This is a genomic window from Micrococcus sp. TA1 (genome assembly GCF_014199555.1).
Classification (GTDB): domain Bacteria; phylum Actinomycetota; class Actinomycetes; order Actinomycetales; family Micrococcaceae; genus Citricoccus.
The window spans coordinates 1,633,973-1,655,349 of sequence record NZ_JACHNW010000001.1; the positions used below are offsets into that span (position 1 = coordinate 1,633,973).

The window sequence follows — 21,377 nt, forward strand, 5'->3', positions numbered from 1 at the left end:
GGTGCCGGCGGTGTCCCGCAGCGGGCGCCGGTGCCCGGTATCCGGTGCCGCCTGTCCGGTGGTGGCCTCCGGTCCTGGCCACCGCGGCCGGTTCAGCCGCGCATGGCCCGGCGCGCGGAGTCCGTGCGCTGGGCCGCGTTGGCCACGTCCACCTCGGCGGAGAGCACCGTGATCCCGCGGTCTGAGGCCAGCACCGGGTTGAACCGGACCCGGGCGACCTGCGGGTGGTCGTCCTTCAGTGCCGCGATGCGCGCCAGCAGGTCCTGCAGGGCGGCCGTGTCAACCTCGGGAAGGCCCCCGTAGCCGAAGAGCTTGGCCGCGGCGCGTGGTGCGCGGATCATCCGCTCCAGGTCCTGGTCGGTCAGCGGGGGCACGAGGTGGACCCAGTCGTCCAGCAGGTCCACGGCGTCCCCGGCGATGCCGAAGGACACCACCGGGCCCAGCAGCGGGTCCTCCAGGGCGGTGATGATGCAGGCCTGCCCCGAGGGGGCCATGGACTGCACCTCCAGGCTGGGGCTGCCGTAGGGCTCGAGGATGCCGCGCATCTGGGCGACGTTGCGCCGCAGGGAGGCGGCATCCACGATGTTGAGCCGGACCCCGCTCAGGTCCAGCCGGTGGCGAAGGTAGGAGTCGACGGCCTTGACCGCCACCGGCCAGCCCAGCCGGTCGGCTGCCGCCACGGCCTCATCCTCGGTGGTGAACCGCTCCGAGGCGAGGACCTCGATGCCGTAGCAGCCCAGCAGTTCCCGCGACTCCTCCGGGGAGAGCCGGACGAGGTCCGTCCCGGTGGCCCGCGCGGTCCAGCCGTCGAGCAGGGTCTCGGCCCGGTTCCGGTCCACGCCCTGCGGCTCCACCGCCACCCCCTCCTCGGCCTGGCGCCAGTCGCGGTAGTGCACCAGTCGGGACAGCACCCGGGCGGCCTGCTCCGGGGAGGAGAACACCGGCAGCCCGCGCTGCAGACCGCCGTCCTCGGTCGCGGGGGCGGACCGGCGCAGGGTGGCCGACTGGTAATCGGGGTCCAGCACGCCGGTGAAGGAGACCAGGACGGGGACGCCGGATCCCCGGGCCGCGTCCTCGACCACGGACGCCAACCGGTCCGCGTCGCCGGACTGCTGGTGCATCCCCGCCTGGGTGACCACGAGCAGGGCGTCCACGGTGCCGCCGTCCACGGCCGCGCGGACAGCCGCGCCCAGGGCCTGTTCGGCATCCTCCACCAGGTGCTCGGCGTCCATGCCGGGCACGTCCATGGTCGCGGCCACGGTCAGCCCGTGGCGCTCGGCGGCATCGGTCACCACCCGGTTCAGCGCCAGCGAGTTGCCCAGCACCCCGACCCGGTTGCCGGCCGGCAGGGGCTGGCAGGCCACGGTCTGCATGAGGTCCATGAGGTCGTCGTGGTTGTCCACCTGGATGACGCCGGTCTGCTCCAGCATCGAGTCCACGGCCCCGGCCGGCGCCTGGGTGGTCCGGGTCTCGTGGCCGGGGGGCAGCCGCCGCCCCATCACGTCCGAGCGCGCCACCACCACCGGCTTGCTCCGGGACAGGCGCCGGGTGATCCGGGAGAACTTGCGCGGATTGCCGAAGGACTCCAGGTAGACCCCGACGGCGGCCGTGGCCGGATCGTCCTCGAAGTACTGCATCGCGTCGTTGCCGGAGACGTCGGCCCGGTTGCCGGCGGAGACCATGGAGGACAGGCCGATGCCGCGACGGTGGGCCGCGGCGAACAGGGTGGCCCCGATCGCGGCCGACTGGGAGAACAGCCCCACGGAACCGCGCGCCGGCAGGAACGGCGAGACCGAGGCGTTGAGCGAGACGGCCGGGGAGGTGTTCACGATCCCGGCGGAGGCGGGCCCGATCACCCGCATGCCGTTGGCCCGGGCATGGCGCACCAGCTCCCGCTGCCGGACCAGGCCGTCGCGGCCGGCGTCTGCGTACCCGGCGGTGACCACCAGCAGGCCCTTGACGCCGTGCCGGGCACAGTCCCGGACCACCGCGGGGATCTCGTCCACGGGCACCGCCAGCACCGCCAGGTCGACGGGGCCGGGCACCTCGGCCAGGGTGGACCGGGAGATCATCCCGGCCAGTTCCAGGGCCTCGCGGTTGATGCCGTAGACCGGGCCGGTGTATCCGCCCTCGATGATGTTCTGCAGCAGCGAGAAGCCCACCGATCCCTGCTGCCTGCTCGCGCCGATCACGGCCACGGACTCGGGGGCCAGCAGCTCGGCCAGTGATCGCGCCTCGGCGCGGTGCTCTCGCGACTCCATGACCGCCCGGACCTTGGCTGTGGGGTCGATCGAGAACTCGACCGCCACCACGCCGTCGTCGAACCGGCGGGAGACCTCGAACCCCGAGTCCTGGAACACGGAGAGCATCTTCCGGTTCTCCGGCAGGACCTCGGCGGTGAACCGGCGGATACCGTTCTCCCTCGCCGCCACGGCGAGGTGCTCCATGAGGATCGACCCGATGCCCTTGCCCTGGGACGCGTCCGAGATGTTGAACGCGACCTCGGCCTCGAGCGGGTCGTCCAGCCGATCGTAGCGGCCGATGCCCAGGATCTCCTCGCCCCGCAGCACCACCAGGCCGACCCGGTCCCGGTAGTCCACGTGGGTGAACCGGTCCAGTTCCTTCTTGGACAGGGTGGACTTGAAGGTGAAGAAGCGCAGGTAGATCGAGCTCTGCGACTGGCCCTCGTGCATGCGCAGCAGGCCGGAGGCGTCATCCGGGGTGACCGGCCTCAGATGGGCCGTGGTGCCGTCCCGCAGGACGACATCCGCTTCCCAGTGGGACGGATATTCGGGAGTTCTCGACGTCTCGCCCATAGGATCACAGTAGACAATTCCCGTCCTGCACGCTGTGCCGCGACGACCATCCCCCACAAGGACACCCGCAGACCCCATGGCCCGAACCCCCAAGAAGACCTCTGCCCCGGCCTCCGAGGCCATCCCCCTCGAGCAGGAGAACATCGTCGACATCGATGTCTCCGCCGAGATGGAGACCTCGTTCCTGGAGTACGCGTACTCGGTGATCTACTCCCGGGCGCTGCCGGACGCCCGGGACGGGATGAAGCCGGTGCAGCGACGCATCCTGTACATGATGAGCCAGATGGGACTGCGCCCGGACCGGGGCCACGTGAAGTCGGCCCGCGTGGTGGGCGAGGTGATGGGCAAGCTGCACCCGCACGGCGACTCGGCCATCTATGACGCCATGGTGCGCCTGGCCCAGCCGTTCTCGCTGCGCCTGCCGCTGGTGGACGGCCACGGGAACTTCGGCTCGCTCGACGACGGCCCGGCCGCCCCGCGCTACACCGAGGCCCGGATGGCCCCGGCCGCCCTGGCGATGACGGCCTCGCTCGACGAGGACGTCGTGGACTTCGTCCCGAACTACGACAACCAGTTCCTCCAGCCGGCGGTGCTGCCGGCCGCCTTCCCCAACCTGCTGGTCAACGGCGCGTCCGGGATCGCGGTGGGGATGGCCACCAACATGGCCCCGCACAACCTCCGGGAGGTGGTGGCCGCCGCCCAGCACCTGATCGCCCACCCGGAGGCCACCCTCGAGGAGCTGATGCGGCACGTGCCCGGTCCCGACCTGCCCTCGGGCGGCCGGATCGTGGGGCTCGACGGCATCCGGGACGCGTACGCCTCCGGCCGCGGCTCGTTCAAGATGCGGGCGAAGGTGTCCGTCGAGCAGGTGACGCCGCGCAAGACCGGACTGGTCGTCACCGAGCTGCCCTACGGGGTCGGACCGGAGAAGGTGATCGAGAAGATCAAGGACGCGGTCAACGCCAAGAAGCTCACCGGCATCTCGGACGTCCTGGACCTCACCGACCGCCGGAACGGCCTCAAGCTCGTCATCGAGCTGAAGTCCGGGTTCAATCCCCAGGGCGTGCTTGCCCAGTTGTACAAGGCCACGCCGATGGAGGAGTCCTTCGGCATCAACAACGTGGCCCTGGTCGAGGGCCAGCCACGTACCCTGGGCCTGCGGGAGCTGCTGCAGGTCTACGTGGAGCACCGGCTGGACGTGGTGCGCCGGCGGACGGCCCACCGCCTGGGCAAGAAGAAGGACCGCCTGCACCTGGTCGAGGGACTGCTGCTGGCCCTCGTGGACATCGACGAGGTCATCCAGATCATCCGCTCCTCGGATGACACCGCGGCCGCGCGCACCCGGCTCATGGGCGTCTTCGACCTCACCGAGATCCAGGCCAATCACATCCTGGAACTGCGGCTGCGGCAACTGACGAAGTACTCCAGGATCGAGCTGGAGGCCGAGCAGGACGAGCTGCGCGCGGCGATCGAGGAACTCGAGGCCATCCTGGCCTCGGACGAGCGGCTGCGCGCGCTGGTCGCCGCAGAGTTGCAGGACGTGGCCGACGAGTTCGGCGACGACCGCCGGACCGTCCTGCTGGAATCCGAGAACATCGCCGCCCCCTCCCCCACCGCCGGGGCCGTGCGCGCGGGCACCGCCCAGGCGGCGCTGCCCGGCAATCCCGGTTCCGACCCGCTGATGGTGGCCGACACCCCCTGCCTCGTGGTGCTCACCACCGCCGGCCAGCTGGCCCGCACGGTGGACGACACGCCGCTGGTCCCGGGGGGCCGCCGCCAGCGCCACGATGCCTACCGCTCGGTGGTGGCGACGTCGGCCCGCGGGGAGATTGGCGCCCTTACCTCCAGCGGCCGGATCCAGCGCGTGCAGGTGGTGGACATCCCGTCGCTGCCGGATGCCTCGCCCACCCCCAACCTGACCGCCGGGGTCAAGGTCAAGGACTTCCTGACCCTGCAGCGCGGGGAGTCGCTCGTGGCCCTGGTGCCCCTGGACACCGTGCTGGCCCTGGGCACGAGCCAGGGCGTGGTCAAGCGGGTGAACCCCGACTGGCCGCTGAACCGGGACGACTTCGAGGCGATCACGCTCAAGGACGGTGACGAGGTGGTCGGGGCCGGGCCGGCGCCCGGCGACGACGACCAGTTGGTCTTCATCACCCGCACCGGCCAGCTGCTGCGCTACGCGGCCTCGCTGGTCCGCCCGCAGGGCCGCACCGCCGGGGGGATGGCCGGCATCAAGGTCGCCGCGGGCGACGCCGTGATCGCGTTCTCCGCCGTCCCCGCCGCCGCGGCGGCCGACGATGCCGCGGAGCCCGGACGGGCCGTCGTCGTGACCGTCACGAAGGGCGAGCAGACCCTGCCCGGCACCGTCGCCGGCTCGGTCAAGCGCACCCCGCTGGCCGAGTACCCCGCCAAGGGCAGGGCCACGGGCGGCGTGCGCGCACACCGGTTGCTCAAGGGAGAGACGGAACTGGCGCTGGCCTGGGCCGGGGCCGGACCCGCCGTGGCGGCCACCGCCACGGGCGTTGCGCGCGCCCTGCCGGCCGAGTACGGTTCCCGCGACGGCTCCGGACTGGCCATGGACCAGGTGATCGAGGCGATCGGCGCCGGGGCCTCCCCGGAGCGGGCCGGGACGGCGGCGGGGACGGAGCCCGTTGCCACGGGCGCCGGCCGACCGGCCGTCCAGCCCCGCGAGGACGCCCTGCCCTTCGCCGACGACTCCGGGGTCACCACCGGGGACTGAGGGTCGAGGGCCCCGGAGCCGGGTGGCGGGACACCGGACACCGGATCACCCCAGGCGCACGGCCGCCGTCCCCGCCGCCGCGAAGCGGGCGTCGTGGGTGACCATCACGGTGGTCTTCCCCCGCAGGGCACGACGCAGGTCCGCCACCAGCGCCGCGGCCTCGTCGGCGCCCAGGTGCGCGGTCGGCTCGTCCAGCAGCACGACGTCGGCCCGGGCCAGCAGCGCGCGGGCCACGGCGACCCGCTGGCGCTGGCCTCCCGAGAGGTAGTGCCCGGACGGGCCCAGTCTGGTCCGCAGGCCGTCCGGGGCGGAACGGAGCCAGTGGCCCAGGCCGACGAGGTCCAGGACCCGCTCGAGCTCGGCGTCGTCGGGCCGGTCGGCGGGGTCCCGTGCCAGGGCGAGGTTGGCGGCCAGGGTGGAGTCGAAGAGGTAGGCCTCCTGGGGGCACCAGGCCACGGCTCCCAGGGCCTGCCCGGTGGCCCGCGGCGTGGGCCGCGGCGCTGCCGCCACGTCCAGCACGTAGCGGCCCTCCCGGGGCGGGAGGAACCCGAGCAGCACGGCCAGCAGGGTCGACTTCCCGGACCCGGACGGGCCGGTCACCACCATGAAGTCGCCGCGGTGGGCCCGCAGGGCCAGCCCACGGAACACGTCCGTCCCGCTGCCGGGGTACCGCACGGTGAGCCCGGACAGCTGGATGCCCTCGACGGCGTCCCCGTCCCGCGCGCCGGCCGCCGCGCGGAGCTCCACGCCCGCACCGGGGTCCGTCATCACCTCCTCGTCGAGCAGCGGCGCGGTCTTGGCGAGCTGGCGGCGCAGGATGGCGCTCTCCTGGCAGGCGGTGCTGTACAGGCCCAACGGCTCGGCCAGGGCCAGCATCAGGAACACCACCATGGCGGTCACCGGAGCCGTCACCCCCTGGGTGAAGCACAGGACCATCGCCTGGACGGCGGCCCAGCCGGAGACCAGCACGACGAGTCCCTGTCCCAGGCCGGCCGCCACCGCGTTGCGCCTCAGGGGCCGGTCGGCGCAGAGGTCGGCGGCGGCGAACCGGTCCGCGGCCAGTCCGGCGGTCCCGTTGCCGGCCAGGTCGGCCGCCGCCGTGAACAGGGCGGAGGTGCGGCGCAGCAGACCCGTCCGGTGATCGGCCAGGGCCCGGGTGGTGTGCCGGTCCGCCAGGCCCACCGCGACCGGGACCACGACGAAGCCCACCAGCCCGGCGACGGCGGCCGGCCACCAGGCGGCGGGGGCCATCAGCACCACGATGACGAGGGTGACGAGCCAGCTGAGGATGGCGGCGGGGATCGGCACGACGACCCTCGGGACGGCGTCGCGCAGCTCGTCGACGTCCGCCACCAGCACGGACAGGGTGCCGCCCGAACGGGTCAGCCTCCCCCACTGGCCGGCATGGGAACCGAGGGTGTCCCAGAGCCGCAGCCGCAGGCGGTTGGCCCAGCCCAGGACCGCATCGTGCGTGTCGAGCCGCTCGAGATAGCGGAACAGCGCGCGGCCGATCCCGAAGAACCGGACCATGACGATCACCGAGAGCAGGTAGAGCACGGGAGGCTGGTAGGCGGCCTGCACGATCAGCCAGCCGGACAGTCCGGACAGCAGGGCGGCGGCCAGCGTGGCGGCGGCGGCCCACAGCACCCCGCCGATGAACCTCCGCTCGGTCAGCGGCAGGATCGCCAGCCACCGACGCCACCGCTGCCACCGGCCGCCCCACCGGTCCCGGATCCCGGCGGCCGGCGTGCGGTCGGGGCCGTGGGCATCCCGGCCCCGGCCGGCCGCCACCGGGTCCTCGTCCGCGGCGGGGAGACGGCCGGTGGCGCTCGCGGTGGTGGCGGTGGGAGTGGCGCGCGCGGACCGGTCCCGGTCCGCGCCGAGGACGGTGTCCGCCCGGTCGTGCAGTTCCCGGTCGTGGGAGGCGATGAGCACCAGCGGCCGGGCCCCGGGGACGCTGCGCCCGCCGGGCAGCCGGCCCGCGGCCAGGTCCGTGATCGCCTGGCGGATCCGGGCGGCGTGCCCGGGGTCCAGGTGGGCGGTCGGCTCGTCCAGCACCACGAGCCAGGCCCGGTCCGCGCGGGAGGCCATGAGGCGGACCAGGACCCGCGCCATCCCCAGCCGCCGCCGCTCCCCCGGGCTCAGCTCGTCCGGGTGGCGCCGCACGTGGCCGGGCAGTCCGCAGGCGGCCAGCGCGTCGAGGAGGCCGGTCTCCCCCAGCTCCCCCGCGGCCTCCGCGTAGAGGGCCAGTTCCCCGCCGACGGTGGGCTCACTGAACTGCGGGTGCTGACCGAGCCAGGCCACCGGCCGCCCCCGAAGTCCCTCGGTCACTCCGGTGGCGTGGGCCTCACCCGAGCGCAGCACGCCGGCCAGGGCGGTGAGCACCGTGGTCTTGCCGGTTCCGCTCGGGCCGCCCAGCACGGTGGTGGTTCCGGGGGCGAGGTCGAGGTCGAGTCCGTCGACGACGGCCGGTAACGTCCCGCCGTCGGGATCCCGGTAGGCCAGGGCGAGCCCGCGGACCCGCACGCGGTCCCCGTCGTCGGCCGCACCGCGGGCCTCCCGGTCCGCCAGCGAGGCCGGCACCGGCCGGTCCGCCTCCGCCCGGGCGCGGCGCAACGCCTCCACCCCGTCCTCCGAGGCGTGGTGGGCGGAGCCGATGTCCCGGAACGGCAGGTACACCTCCGGGGCGAGGATCAGCACCACCAGGCCCGTGTAGAGGTCCAGCTGCCCGTAGACGAGCCGCACCCCGATGAACACCGCGATCAGCGCCACGGACAGGGTGCTGATCAGCTCGAGGGCGAAGCCGGACATGAACGCGGTCCTCAGGGTGGTCATCGTGGTGGACCGGTATCGATCGGCCACCCCGGCCAGTGCCTCGCGCTGGGTGCCGGCGCGGCGCAGGCCCACCAGCACGGGCAGGCCACGGGCCAGCTCGAGCAGGTGGTGGGAGAGCCGGTCGAGCCCCTCGGCGGCCTGCTGGACCCGGTCCTCGGTATACCGGCCGATCAGGACCATGAACAGCGGGATCAGCGGGATGGTGAGGACCAGCACCAGGGCGGACACCCAGTCATGGGTGAGGATCCACCCGCCGAGCGCGAGGGGCGTCACCGCGGCCGTGAGCAGTGCCGGCAGGTACTGCGTGAAGTACTTGTCCAGGCCGTCCAGGCCGGTGGCAGCCAGCACGGAGTCCTCCCCGGCCCGCCCGGCCTCCGCTCCGGCGGCCGCCAGGCGGTGGCGGACGAGCCCGTGGCGCAGCTCCTCCTTGGCGCCCAGGGCGGCACGGCGGGAGAAGACCTGCTGGCCCCAGGTCGCCAGGGCCCGCGCGAGCACGCCGGCCAGGCCCAGGGCCACCGTGACCGTGAAGGCGCCGGTTCCGGCGGCCGCGGTGAGCCCGTGGGCGGCCGGGTCGAAGGACGCCGGGTCCGGGCGGAACAGCAGTCCCACGAGATTGCCGCTCTCCGGGGCAGGCAGCAGCTCGGCCAGGTGGGCGACCCCGCGGGCCAGCCCGACGGCCAGCAGGATCCAGCCGACGGCCTTCACGCCGGCGAGCAGCGCCAGGACGGCGAGCGCGCGCCGCCCGGACCTCGAGGTGGGCAGTTCTGGTCTCAGACCGGCGTCACCACGTGCGACTCGGGGATGTGCCTCTCGTGCAGCCGGCGCCGGAACACCCAGTAGACGAAGGCCGAGTAGGCCAGCACGATCGGCACCATCACCACGGCAACCCAGGACATGACGGTGAGGGTGTAGTCCGAGGAGGAGGCGTTGAAGGCCGTGAGGTGGTGGGCCGGGTCGATCGTGGAGGGCAGCACCACCGGGAACACCGCCAGGAATACCGATGCGGCGCCGGCCGCCATCGAGCCCGCCAGGCCGGTGAAGGCCCAGCCCTCACGCCGGACGCGGGCCGCGAGCCAGGCGACCATCCCGGCGCACAGGGCGGCGGCGAGCAGGACCCAGGGCAGGGCGTCCGGCTGGCGCAGGGCCACCAGCACGCCCCAGGCCGCCGAGGGCAGCAGGTACAGGGGCAGGTACCGGCTCAGGTGGTGGTGCGCGGCGGCGCGCGGGCTGCCCTCGGTCTTCAGCCCGAGGTAGGCCCAGCCCATGGCGAGGGCGAACCCGACGGCGGCCAGCCCGCCGGCGATGCCCTCCCAGGACAGCCAGGCGAAGGGTCCGCCGACCCGGTCGCCGTTGGCGTCCAGGGGCATCCCGGTGGTCGTCACGGCCAGCATGAGCCCGATGCTGAACGCGGCGACGGCCGAACCGCCGGCCATGCACCAGTCCCAGGCGGTGCGGGCCCGCGCGGTGCGGGACTTGCCCCGGTACTCGATGGACACCGCCCGCAGGATCAGCGCCAGCAGGGTGAGGGTCAGGGGCAGGTAGAGCCCGGCGAACAGCGAGGCGTACCAGTGGGGGAAGGCGGCGAACATGGCACCGGCCGCGGTGATCAGCCACACCTCGTTGCCGTCCCAGACGGGGCCGATGGTGTTGAGCATGACGCGTCGCTGGCTCTCGTTGCGCGCCCACCCCTTCATGAGCATGCCGACGCCGAGGTCGAAGCCGTCCAGGACCAGGTACCCGGTCCACAGCACGGCGATCAGGACGAACCAGAAGGCGGGGAGGAAATCCATGGTCTGTCTACCTCTCAGTACGCGAAGGCCAGGACGTCGTCGGCATGGCGGCCGCCGTCACCGGACGGGTCGCCGGGGCCTTCCGGTCCGTCGTGGCCGTCGTGCTCGTCCGCGGTCAGCTCGGGCATCCCGGCCGGCACCCCGCCCTGGACGTAGCGGGTGAGCAGGATGACCTCGACCACCATGAGCACGGCGTAGACGAGGCTCAGCACGACGAGCGAGAACATCACCTCCCCGGCGGAGACCCCCGGTGAGACCGCGGCCGCGGTGTACATCCAGACCTGGTCGATGCCCGTGGGATCGGGGTTGGGCACCACGACGAAGGGCTGGCGGCCCATCTCGGTGAAGATCCATCCGGCGGCGTTGGCACCGAAGGGGGCCAGGATCCCGAAAACGGCCAGGCGCATCAGCGGCCTGCTCAGCGGCACGGTGCCCTTGCGCGTGACCCACAGGGCGAGGGCCGCGGCCAGGGCGGCCAGTCCGCCGAAGGTGATCATGATCCGGAAGCCCCAGTACGTGACCTCCATGACCGGCAGGTAGTCGATCTCCATCCCGGCGCGCTCGCCGTAGATCGGGTCGTCCGGCAGGTGGGTGCCGTACTGCTCCTGGTACTGCGGGATCAGCGTGTTGACGCCCGGCACGTCGGTGGTGAAGTCGTTGTGGGCCAGGAAGGACAGCAGGCCGGGGATCTCGAAGACGCCGACGATGTCGTCGCAACTGGTCGCACCCTCGCTGCGCAGGTCGGCGACGGAGAGCACGGAGAAGCCGGTGCCGTCGTGGCAGGCGGCCTCGGCGGCGGCCATCTTCATCGGTTGCTGCTGGATCATCAGCTGGGCCTGGGCATGGCCGGTGAACGCGGTGCCCAGGAAGCCGACGATCGCGATCCAGGCCCCCCAGCGCAGCGAGCCCCACCAGACCCGGTAGTCGGTCTCGTCCCGGGCACGGGAGCCGGTGCTGCCGACGACGACCGTGCCGTCGGGCTGCACGGTGTCGATGCCCTGCTCGCGGCGCTTCCACAGGTGGAACCAGGCGATGCCCAGCAGGAAGGCGCCCGCCACGGAGACGGCGCCGAAGATCGTGTGCGGGAAGTGCACCAGCAGGGTGTTGTTGGTCAGCACCGCCCAGATGTCGTTCATCACGGGGCGGCCGTCCACCATCTCGACACCGACCGGGTGCTGCATCCAGGAGTTCGCCGCGAGGATGAAGTAGGCGGAGAACACCGAGCCGATGACGGCGGCCCAGATGGCCGAGAGGTGGATCCTCGCCGGCAGGCGCTTCCACCCGAAGATCCACAGGCCGAGGAACACGGACTCCAGGAAGAAGGCCACGAGTGCCTCCATGGCCAGCGGCGCGCCGAAGACGTCACCCACGAACCGGGAGTACTCGGACCAGGCCATGCCGAACTGGAACTCCTGGACGATGCCGGTGGCCACGCCCATGATGAAGTTGATGAGGAAGAGCTTGCCCCAGAACTTCGTCATCCGCAGGTACTGCTCCCGGCCCGTGCGGTGCCACACGGTCTGCAGGGTGGCCACGACCAGCCCGAGGCCGATCGTGAGGGGCACCATCATGAAGTGGTAGACGGTGGTGATGCCGAATTGCCAGCGGGCGATGTCCAGGGGATCCACGTGGGCGCCTTTCCCGGCCGCCTCGGCGGGGACGCCGTGGCACAGCCGGATACCGAAGTCTTCTACAGCCTGTAGAAATCGAGGATAGCGGTCTTTTCTACGTGCTGTAGAATATGTCCTGTCCGGACGTGACCAGGCGGTGTGGATCGCCTCCGCGTTCCGGCACCGCGTGCCGCCGAGGACCGCGGGAGCGAGGAACCGATGACGAGACGAGGAGACGGCAGTGGCCCTGGGTGACCTGGAACGGTCCGTGATGGACCTGCTGTGGGACCGCCCCGGCCCCATACGGCCAACGAGGTCCGCGACACGCTGGCCGGGGACCTGGCCGTGACCACGGTGCTCACCGTGCTGTCCCGCCTGGAGAAGAAGGGGCTGGTCCAGCGCGACGGCGGGCGCCGCCCCCACCGGTACGGCGCCGCGTCCTCCCGCGAGGACCACACCGTCGGCCTGCTCAACGAGGTCCTGGGCTCCGTGCCCGACCGCCAGGCCGTACTGGCCCGCTTCCTGGGCGGCATCGGCCCGGACGAGGCCGCTGCCGTCCGCCGGCTCCTCGGGGACTGACCGGTCCACGACACGCGCCCACCCCGACGGGGCACGGTGCGCCCTAGACTTCCCTCGTGTCCGTCCTGCTGCTCGCCACGCTGGCCGTGGCCCTGGCCTGGCCGGTCCCGGTCCTGCTCGACCGCGCCCGCTGGGTCCGGCGCGCGCCGGGGACCGCCATGGTGTTGTGGCAGGCCGTGGCCCTGGCCGGCGGTCTGTCCCTGATCGGCACGCCCCTGGCCTGGGGGCTGGGTCCCTTCGGCGACCACCTCGGTGAGTCCCTGCCGGCCTTCGTGGCCGCCCTGTCCGACGGAACCTGGGTGGACCGGCTCGAGGAGGACGTCTGGATGCCGGCCCGCATCGCGGCCGTGACCGGTGCCGTGCTGCTGGCGGGCCACCTCGTGCTGACCCTGGCGGTCACGGCCTGGCGGACCGTCACGCAGCGGCGCCGCCACCGCCAGATGGTCGAACTGCTCGCCACGCCTCCCGCCGAACGCACGGTGGAGCAGGCCCACACCCGCGTGCTCCCCCACGACGTCCCCCTGGCGTACTGCCTGCCCGGACTGAACGGGTCGCTGACCGTGCTCTCCCAGGGGCTGATCGACCAGCTCTCCGAGCGCGAGGTGAACGCCGTCGTCGCCCATGAGCGGGCCCACCTGCGCCAGCGCCACGACCTGTTGCGGCTCGCCTTCGAGTCCTGGCACCGCGCCGTGGCGTGGCTGCCGACCACGGCCACGGCCCGCCGCGCGGTGGCGCAGCTGACCGAGATGCTCGCCGACGACGCGGCGCTGAAGTCCCATGACCGCACCGACCTGGTGCGCGCCATCGTCCTGACCGGGGAGGCGGAGGGTGTCGCCCGCGGGACGGCCGGGACCGACGCCGGTCGCACGGTGCCGAACGTGCAGGAGGACGGCTCGGTGCCGCTGACCCTGCGGTTCTACCGCCTGCTCGACCCCGTGCCGCCCCTGTCCCTGACGGTCCGGCTGGCCGTCATCGTCACGGCCCTGGGGCTGATGGCCCTTCCCGTGGTGCTGCTGGCGTAAAGGTGGACGGCCTCTCCCGCCGCACCCCATCCCGTGGTTCGATAAGCTGGGATGTCGGTGGCCCTCGCCGCCGATGACCCAGCAGCCCACCGACCCCCCGAACGGACCAGGCCCATAGTGCAAGGCAACGCGATCTTCCGTCACTCCAACGCTTCCCTCCTGTCCGTGACGGAAGTGCTGGCTCCTGTCACGGTGACGAGCGATCAGATCGATGACGAGCTGGCCGGCGTGCTCAAGCGCCTGCGCCTGCCGCGCGGACTGCTGCAGCGCGTGGCCGGGGTGGAGGCCCGCCGCAACTGGGAGCACCCGGGCCACTTCCAGGACGGCGCCGCCGAGGCCGGGAGGCGCGCCCTGGCCGCGGCCGGAGTGCGTCCGGACCAGGTGGGGCTGATGGTGAACACCTCGGTGACCCGGGAGACGCTCGAGCCCTCCGTGGCGGTGCGTATCCACCACGAGATGGGCCTGCCCACCTCGGCCACCAACTTCGACATCACCAACGCGTGCCTCGGCTTCGTGAACGGCCTGGTGCTGGCCGCCTCCCTGATCGACGCCGGCCAGATCGACTACGCCGTCGTCGTCGCCGGTGAGGACTCCGGCAAGGTCCAGCAGGCCACCCTGGAGAACCTCAAGCACGCCGCGGTGGACCGGGGCAGCTTCATGGAGCAATTCGCCTCACTGACCCTGGGCTCCGGTGCCTCTGCCGCCGTCGTGGGCCGGACCGACCTGCACCCGGAAGGCCATCGCATCCTGCGCGGCATCACCCGCGCCGGCACCGATCACCACGACCTCTGCGTGGGGGACCACAAGGGGATGTTCACCGACTCGACCGCCCTGCTGCGGGACGGCCTCGAGCTGGTCATGGACGCCTGGAACGAGGTCCCGGCCGACTGGGGCTGGTCGGACATGGACCGCTATGTCACCCACCAGGTCTCGCGCCTGCACACCGACTCCATCACCGAGGCCGCGGGCCTGGACCCGGACCGGTTCCCGGTGACGTTCCCCGAGCTGGGCAACGTGGGCCCCGCCTCCCTGCCGATCACCCTCGCCCGCGAGGCCGGCTCCCTCTCCGCCGGGGACCGGGTGCTGTGCATGGGAGTGGGGTCCGGGCTCAACACGGCCATGCTGGAGATCAGCTGGTGAGGGTTCCCGCCTCCCCCGCTGCCCTGCCCGACACCCACGCCCCCGCGGCCCCCGCCGGCCTTCCCGGGTGGGACCCGGCCTGGAGCCGCCTCGTCACCGTGCGGACCTTCGACGGCGACCGGACCCTGCACGTCCTGGACACCGGCGACGTCCTCGCCGAGGCTGGGCTGAGACCCGACGGGATCATCCTGGCGGTCCACGGCAATCCCACCTGGTCCTACCTGTGGCGTTCCCTGGCGGCCGCCACCCTCGACGCCGCCCGGTCCGGGGACGGACCGGTATGGCGCGTCGTGGCCCCGGACCAGCTGGACATGGGCTTCTCCGAGCGCCTCGCCCACGGCCGGCTCCCGCGGCCCTCCGCGGCGGGGACGGCACCGCTCGATGACGACGCCGGCTACCGGACCCTGGGCGGGCGGATCGCCGACCTCGACGCCCTCGTCACCACCCTCGGACTGGACGCCGCGGCCCGGTCCGGACAGTCGCTGCTCACCCTCGGTCACGACTGGGGCGGTGTGGTCTCTTTGGGCTGGGCGGGCCGCAACCAGGACCTGGTGGACGGGGCCATGACCCTGAACACCGCCGTGCACCGGGACCCCGCCGAGCCCCTCCCCGCTCCCCTGCGGGCAGCCCTGGCCGGGCCCCTGCTGCCCGGGTCCACCGTGGCCACCGACGCGTTCCTGAAGGTCACCACCTCCCTCGGGAACCCGCCCCTGGACTCCGGGGTCCGGGCCGCCTACCACCTGCCCTACCGTTCCGCCGACCGGCGCGGCGGCATCGGCGGGTTCGTCGCGGACATCCCCGTGGGACCCGCGCACGGCTCGCACGAGGAGCTGCAGCGCGTCTCCCGCGACCTGGCCGTCTTCCAGAAGCCGGCCCTCATCCTCTGGGGACCGCAGGACCCGGTCTTCCTCGACCGTTACCTCGCCGACCTGCTCGAGCGGCTCCCGCAGGCCGACCTGCACCGCTTCGAGACCGCCGGCCACCTGCTCGCCGAGGACGTGGACATCGCCGGCCCCATCCTGCGCTGGGCCCGGGGCGTGCTGGATCCCTCCGCCGTGCCGGCCCCGGTGGAGCGGGACGGGGACTACCGCCCGCTGTGGTCCTTCCTCGACGTGTGGCGCCAGGAACCGGCCACGGCGCTGGTGGACATGGCCGGCGCCTCCCGGCCCCCCGTGAGCTGGAGCCGGCTGGCCGGCGTGGTCGACGCCATGGCCGTGGGCCTCGTGCGCCTGGGCGTGAGGCCTGGAGACCGGGTCTCGATGATGGTCACCCCCGGACTCGACCTCACCGCGGCGCTCTACGCGTGCCTGCGCATCGGTGCCGTCGTGGTCGTGGCCGACGCCGGCCTGGGCGTCCCAGGCATGACCCGCGCCGTCCGGGCCGCCCGGCCGGACTGGATCATCGGGATGACGCCCGGGCTCACCGTGGCCCGGGCACAGGGCTGGCCCGGACGACGGATCTCGGTCTCGACCCTGCCCGCCCCGCTGGCCGCGGCGCTGCGCGTCGAGGACAGCCTGTACCGGATGGCCGCCGCGCACGCGGGACGGCGCTACGCCGACGGGGACGCCGGGCCGGTCCACGAGCCGGCCGCCGACGACCCGGCCGCGGTCCTCTACACCTCCGGGTCCACGGGACCGGCCAAGGGCGTGGTGTACACCCACGGCCGGCTGTCCGCCCTGTCCGGACTGTTGCGCGACGTGTTCGACGTCCGCCCGGGATCCAGCCTGCTGGCCGGGTTCGCGCCCTTCGCCCTGCTGGGACCGGCCATCGGGGCCACGTCCATCACCCCGGACATGTCGGTGACCCGGCCGGCCACGCTCACCGCCACGGCGGTGGCCGAGGCCGCGGCGGCCGGCCGGGCGACGATCCTGTTCGCCTCGCCGGCGGCCCTGCGCAACGTGGTCGCGACGGCGGACCGGCTCCGCCCGGACCAACGGTCGGTGCTGGGCCGTATCGACCTGGTGCTGTCCGCCGGCGCCCCGGTGCACCCGCGCCTGGTGGCGCAGGTCGCCCGGATCTTCCCGGCGGCCGAGATCCACTCGCCGTACGGCATGACCGAGGCCCTGCTGCTCACCGACATCGACCGGCCCACCATCGAGCACCTGGCCGCGCCGACCAGGGACGGAACGCAGGACGGCGTGTGCGTGGGCCGCCCGGTGGGTCCGGTGCGCATCGCCATCGCCCCGCTGCGGGACGACGGCTCCGCCGCGGACGACCTGCTGGAGGGGCCGGCCGCGACCGGACGGATCGGTGAGGTCGTCGTCTCGGCACCGCACCAGAAGGCCGGCTATGACCGGTTGTGGCTCACCGATGCCCTCAGCCGGCGGGACACCCGTGACGGCCTGCAGTGGCACCGCACCCAGGACGTGGGGCACCTCGACGCCGAGGGGCGGCTCTGGATCGAGGGACGGCTCCAGCACGTGGTCACCACGCCGGCCGGACCGGTGGCCCCCGGCGGGCCCGAGGCCCGGATCGATGCGCTCGATGCCGTGCTCCGCTCCGCCGTCGTCGGCGTCGGCCCGCACGGCACCCAGGCCGTGGTCGCCGTCGTGGAGGCCGCCGGGAACCCGGACAGGGGCCGGGTCCGCCCGGGACTGGCTCCCACGGACCTGGCGGCGGAGGTGCGCGCGGCGGCCCTGCCCGTACCGGTGGCAGCCGTCTTGGTCACCGACACCGTCCCCGTGGACATCCGTCACAACTCCAAGGTCGACCGCAGCCGCCTGGCCCGGTGGGCGGACGGCGTGCTGGCCGGCGGACGGGTGGGCACCCCGTGAACCGCCGCGTGCTGGTGACCGGGGCCTCCGGCCTGCTCGGCGCCGGGGTGGCCCGGCGGCTGGTGGCGGACGGGGACGACGTCGTGACCCTGCAGCGCCGCCCCTCCGGGGTGACGGGCGCGCGTGACGTCGCGGGGTCGGTCACCGACCCCGGGGCCGTCGCCGACGCCGTGGCCGGCCGGGACACCGTCGTGCACGTCGCCGCCAAGGTCTCGGTCTCCGGTCCCGCCGCCCAGTACGAGGCCGTCAACATCGCCGGGACGCGCACGGTCCTGGAGGCCGCCCGCGCCTGCGGCGTGGAGCGCGTCGTGCACATCTCCTCGCCCTCGGTCGCCCACGCGGGCACGTCCATCGTCGGGGAGGGTGCCGGCCCCGCCGACCCGGAGCGCGCCCGGGGACACTACGCCCGGACCAAGGCCGTGGGCGAGCTCCTGGCCCTGGCGGCCGACGCGCCGGACTTCCGCGTGCTCGTGCTGCGCCCGCACCTGATGTGGGGCCCGGGCGACACCCAGCTGACCGAGCGGATCGTGCAACGGTCCCGCGCCGGACGGATGCCGCTGCTGGGTCCCTCGGCCGCCCTGGTCGACACGCTGTACACGGACAACGCCGTGGACGCCGTGGTGGCCGCCGTGGACGCGGTGGACCACGTCCACGGCGAGGCGCTCGTGGTCACGAACGGAGAACCGCGTCCCGTCGGCGAGCTGATCCGCGGACTGGCCGTCGCCGGGGGTGCCCCCGAGCCGCGGCTGCGCCTGCCCGCCGGCCTGGCGCGGGCGGCCGGAGCCGTCATCGAACGGGTCTGGGACACCGGTGGTCTCGGTGCCGACGGCGACGAGCCACCGTTGACCGCGTTCCTCGCCGAGCAGCTCTCCACCGCCCACTGGTTCGACCAGCGGCGCACCCGTCAGGCACTGGGCTGGGAACCGGCCGTGTCCGTCGACGAGGGACTGCGCCTGCTGGCCGCGCACTACCGGGCGGGCTGAACCGGGCACGACGTGAGGATCCGCACCGGGTCCGGGCCGGGGCAGGGGGTGCTGGTCGGCGGCGGCGTGGAGCCGCGTGGCCGGAGCCGCCCCCCGGTCAGCGCCGGACGGCGCTCAGGTGGCATTCCGGGTAGGGGTGGCCCTCGTCCGGGCAGACGATGACCCGCCAGGTCTCGGCGAATCCGACCGCGTCCAGGGCCCTGGCCAGCGTCGAGGGATTCCACCGCCAGGCCGGGGCCACCACGTGGTCGAACTCCTGGGCGTCCAGGTCTGGTTCGAGCAGGCACTGGAAGACCACCAGGACCCGGCACCCGGGCAAGGTGTTCGCGGACCAGGACGCCAGCACCGCGGGGATCTCCTCGGGCGGGACGTGGATCAGGCTGAAGCGCGCCACGATCCCGGCGATGGGCCCGGCCGCTCGCACCTGCGAGGACTCGGCCGGGAAGTGGGCGTCCCCCGGGATCCAGGTCCGGCTCGGATAGCGCTTGCGGGCGATCTCCAGCATCCGCTCGGACGGGTCCACGCCGATCGTCCGGAAGCCCCGGAAGGCCAGTTCCACCGTGACGTGCCCGGTTCCGCAGCCAAGGTCGAGGATGGTCCCGCCACGGGGCAGCGCATCGGCGAAGGCATCCAGGGAGTGCCGGTCCAGGGGCCGCTCCCACGGCCCCGGGAACCTCCGGTCGTAGAGTTCGGCCAGCGCGTCATAGCCCGGCTGGCCCGTCGGGAGGTCACCGGCGCCCAGGCCCGCTCCCGGGACGGCGCCACCCTCCGCCGTCGTACCGGCCGGCCGTTCCGGATCCGGACCGGTGACCGGGCCCCACTGGGTCACGTCCCCCGGCTCCATCCGCCGATCATCCCCCTCCTCGCTCATCAGACCATGATCACGCGTCGATGCGTTCGCGGTCGAGGTCGTCCGCGCCGGAGATGATGAAGTCCTTGCGGGGGGCCACGTTGGATCCCATGAGCAGGTCGAACACGTGCTCGGCCTGCTGCAGGGCCTCCTCGGCCTCCGGGATGGTCACCCGGCGGAGCATGCGCTGGCGCGGGTCCATGGTCGTGTCCGCCAGCTGGTCAGCGTCCATCTCGCCGAGCCCCTTGTACCGCTGGATGGGTTCCCGGTAGTTCTTCCCGGCCTTCTGCAGGTCCGCCAGCAACCGGTGCAGCTCGTTCTCCGAGTAGGTGTAGACCACCTCGTTGGCCTTCGACCCGGAGTGGATCACCTCGACGCGATGCAGCGGCGGCACCGCGGCGTAGACCCGGCCCTCCTCCACCATCGGACGCATGTACCGGAAGAACAGGGTCAGCAGCAGGGTGCGGATGTGGGCACCGTCCACGTCGGCGTCGGTCATGAGGATGACCTTGCCGTAGCGGGCCGCCGAGAGGTCGAAGCTGCGTCCCGCGCCGCCGCCGACCACCTGGATCAGGGCCGCGCACTCGGCGTTGGAGAGCATGTCCCCCACGGAGGCCTTCTGCACGTTGAGGATCTTGCCCCGGATGGGGAACAACGCCTGGAAGTCCGAGGAGCGGGCCAGCTTGGCCGTCCCGAGGGCCGAGTCGCCCTCCACGATGAACAGCTCCGAGGACCGCACGTCCGTGGTGCGGCAGTCCGCCAGCTTGGCGGGCATGGAGGAGGTCTCCAGCGCGTTCTTGCGCCGCTGGTTCTCCTTGTGGGTGCGGGCCGAGACGCGGGACTTCATCTCCGCCACGACCTTCTCCAGGAGCACGGCGACCTGGTTCTTCTCGTGCTTCTTCGACGAACGCAGGATCGCGCCGAGCTGATGCTCGACCACCTTCGCCACAATCGGGCGCACCGCGGGCGTGCCCAGGACCTCCTTGGTCTGGCCCTCGAACTGCGGCTCGGCCAACCGGACCGTCAGGACGGCGGTGAGCCCGGCCAGCACGTCGTCCTTCTCCAGCTTGTCGTTGCCCGCCTTCAGCTTGCGCGCGTTGGCCTCCACGACCTTCCGGAAGGTCTTCAGCAGGGCCTGGTCGAACCCGGACTGGTGGGTGCCGCCCTTCGGGGTGGCGATGATGTTGACGAACGAGCGGAAGGTCGTGTCGTAACCCACGTCCCAGCGCAGGGAGATGTCCACCTCGCACTCGCGTTCCACGTCCTGCATGGTCGACCGGCCGTCCGAGCCCAGGACCGGGACCCGCTCGGAGAAGGTTCCGGACCCCTGCAGCCTCCAGACGTCGGTGACCGGGCTGGCCGAGGAGAGGTGCTCGACGAATTCGGAGATGCCGCCGTCGTAGTGGAAGACCTCCTCGACCGGACCGGACTCCCCCGCGGTCCCGGCCAGGCGCCGCTCGTCGCGCAGGGTGAGCTTCAGTCCCGGGACCAGGTAGGCGGTCTGGCGGGCGCGCTGCTGCAGGTCCTCGTAGGAGAAGGTGGCGTCCGGCGTGAAGATCTGCTCATCCGCCCAGTAGCGGACACGGGTCCCCGTCTGGCCCCGCTTGGCCTTGCCGACGATCTCCATGGGCGACTGGTCTGCCGAGGGCGTGAACGGAGCGTCCGGACGGTGCACCGAACCGGGGTCCTGGAACTGTCCCGGCTCACCGCGACGGAAGGACAGCTGGTGGATCTTGCCGCCGCGGAACACCTGGACGTCCAGCCGTGAGGACAGCGCGTTGACCACGGAGGCGCCCACGCCGTGCAGGCCGCCGGACGCCGAGTAGGAGCCACCGCCGAACTTGCCGCCCGCGTGCAGCTTGGTGAAGACCACCTCGACCCCGGACAGCCCGGTCCGCGGTTCGATGTCCACCGGGATGCCGCGTCCGTTGTCCTCGACCTCGACGGCGCCCCCGGCGTGGAGGGTGATGGAGATCGACTGGCCGAACCCGGCCAGGGCCTCGTCCACGGAGTTGTCGATGATCTCCCACAGGCAGTGCATCAGACCGCGCGAGTCGGTGGAGCCGATGTACATGCCGGGCCGCTTGCGCACCGCCTCGAGGCCTTCCAGCACGGACAGGTGCCGGGCGTTGTACTCACTGCTGCGGGACATGGGTTTCCTTCACGGTCGATGATCGTCTTTCAGGGTATCGGCATGGCGCCCCGCAGCGTCGGAACCGGGCCGCGCAGGAACGGCGC

At 73.0% G+C, this 21,377-nt stretch carries 11 protein-coding genes and 1 pseudogene; 6 read left to right on the plus strand and 6 right to left on the minus strand.

Features of this window, described 5'->3' with window-relative positions; all coding sequences use genetic code 11:
- Positions 1–92 precede the first annotated feature (92 nt).
- A complete protein-coding gene (locus GGQ69_RS07165) occupies positions 93–2,816 on the minus strand; it encodes a GNAT family N-acetyltransferase (RefSeq protein ID WP_183526453.1) in 2,724 nt (907 codons plus the stop codon).
- Between the two features lie 76 nt (positions 2,817–2,892).
- Here GGQ69_RS07165 and GGQ69_RS07170 point away from each other — a divergent pair, with 76 nt between their 5' ends.
- Positions 2,893–5,556 carry a DNA topoisomerase (ATP-hydrolyzing) subunit A gene (locus tag GGQ69_RS07170; protein WP_183526457.1) on the plus strand — a complete coding sequence of 888 codons (2,664 nt, stop codon included), beginning with the start codon at positions 2,893–2,895 and terminating at the stop codon, positions 5,554–5,556.
- Positions 5,557–5,601: 45 nt separating this feature from the next.
- Here the strand turns inward: GGQ69_RS07170 and cydC are convergent, their stop codons facing one another.
- From cydC to GGQ69_RS07185, 3 genes are all read right to left on the minus strand, one after another.
- Entirely contained in the window at positions 5,602–9,096 is a 3,495-nt protein-coding gene (gene cydC, locus GGQ69_RS07175; protein WP_183526460.1) for a thiol reductant ABC exporter subunit CydC, read from the minus strand.
- A gap of 65 nt (positions 9,097–9,161) precedes the next feature.
- Complete coding sequence (cydB, locus tag GGQ69_RS07180) at positions 9,162–10,181, minus strand: cytochrome d ubiquinol oxidase subunit II (protein ID WP_183526462.1); 1,020 nt, start codon at positions 10,179–10,181, stop codon at positions 9,162–9,164.
- Positions 10,182–10,195: 14 nt separating this feature from the next.
- Positions 10,196–11,809: a cytochrome ubiquinol oxidase subunit I gene (locus GGQ69_RS07185; RefSeq protein WP_183526465.1), complete on the minus strand. Its 1,614-nt coding sequence runs from the start codon at positions 11,807–11,809 to the stop codon at positions 10,196–10,198.
- A 253-nt stretch (positions 11,810–12,062) separates the two neighbouring features.
- On the opposite strand from GGQ69_RS07185, the pseudogene GGQ69_RS07190 reads away from it, so the two are divergent.
- The 5 genes and pseudogenes from GGQ69_RS07190 (at position 12,063) to GGQ69_RS07210 (ending at position 18,289) form a co-directional block, all read left to right on the plus strand.
- A pseudogene (locus GGQ69_RS07190) lies at positions 12,063–12,370 on the plus strand (BlaI/MecI/CopY family transcriptional regulator).
- 56 nt (positions 12,371–12,426) lie between these two features.
- Positions 12,427–13,392 carry a M56 family metallopeptidase gene (locus GGQ69_RS07195; protein WP_183526468.1) on the plus strand — a complete coding sequence of 322 codons (966 nt, stop codon included), beginning with the start codon at positions 12,427–12,429 and terminating at the stop codon, positions 13,390–13,392.
- A gap of 117 nt (positions 13,393–13,509) precedes the next feature.
- The gene (locus tag GGQ69_RS07200) at positions 13,510–14,532 is read left to right on the plus strand and encodes a 3-oxoacyl-ACP synthase III (RefSeq protein WP_183526471.1); all 1,023 of its coding nucleotides are present in this window, start codon (positions 13,510–13,512) and stop codon (positions 14,530–14,532) included.
- Positions 14,529–17,306, plus strand: coding sequence for an alpha/beta fold hydrolase (locus GGQ69_RS07205; protein ID WP_370577125.1), 2,778 nt, complete (start codon positions 14,529–14,531; stop codon positions 17,304–17,306). Before GGQ69_RS07200 ends, GGQ69_RS07205 begins: the two co-directional genes overlap by 4 nt.
- Positions 17,303–18,289 carry an NAD-dependent epimerase/dehydratase family protein gene (locus GGQ69_RS07210; protein ID WP_183526474.1) on the plus strand — a complete coding sequence of 329 codons (987 nt, stop codon included), beginning with the start codon at positions 17,303–17,305 and terminating at the stop codon, positions 18,287–18,289. The genes GGQ69_RS07205 and GGQ69_RS07210 overlap by 4 nt, the downstream gene beginning before the upstream one ends.
- A gap of 97 nt (positions 18,290–18,386) precedes the next feature.
- On the opposite strand, the gene GGQ69_RS07215 is transcribed toward GGQ69_RS07210, so the two are convergent.
- Together GGQ69_RS07215 and GGQ69_RS07220 are read right to left on the minus strand one after the other, a co-directional pair.
- Positions 18,387–19,160, minus strand: coding sequence for a class I SAM-dependent methyltransferase (locus tag GGQ69_RS07215; protein ID WP_183526477.1), 774 nt, complete (start codon positions 19,158–19,160; stop codon positions 18,387–18,389).
- A gap of 10 nt (positions 19,161–19,170) precedes the next feature.
- Entirely contained in the window at positions 19,171–21,291 is a 2,121-nt protein-coding gene (locus GGQ69_RS07220; protein WP_183526480.1) for a type IIA DNA topoisomerase subunit B, read from the minus strand.
- Positions 21,292–21,377 lie beyond the last annotated feature (86 nt).

Excerpts from the sequence above, each read along its gene's own strand:
- GGQ69_RS07165 (WP_183526453.1), bottom strand. The coding sequence starts at position 2,816 with ATGGGCGAGACGTCGAGAACTCCCGAATATCCGTCCCACTGGGAAGCG.
- GGQ69_RS07170 (WP_183526457.1), top strand. The coding sequence starts at position 2,893 with ATGGCCCGAACCCCCAAGAAGACCTCTGCCCCGGCCTCCGAGGCCATC.
- cydB (WP_183526462.1), bottom strand. The coding sequence starts at position 10,181 with ATGGATTTCCTCCCCGCCTTCTGGTTCGTCCTGATCGCCGTGCTGTGG.
- GGQ69_RS07215 (WP_183526477.1), bottom strand. The coding sequence starts at position 19,160 with ATGAGCGAGGAGGGGGATGATCGGCGGATGGAGCCGGGGGACGTGACC.
- GGQ69_RS07220 (WP_183526480.1), bottom strand. The coding sequence starts at position 21,291 with ATGTCCCGCAGCAGTGAGTACAACGCCCGGCACCTGTCCGTGCTGGAA.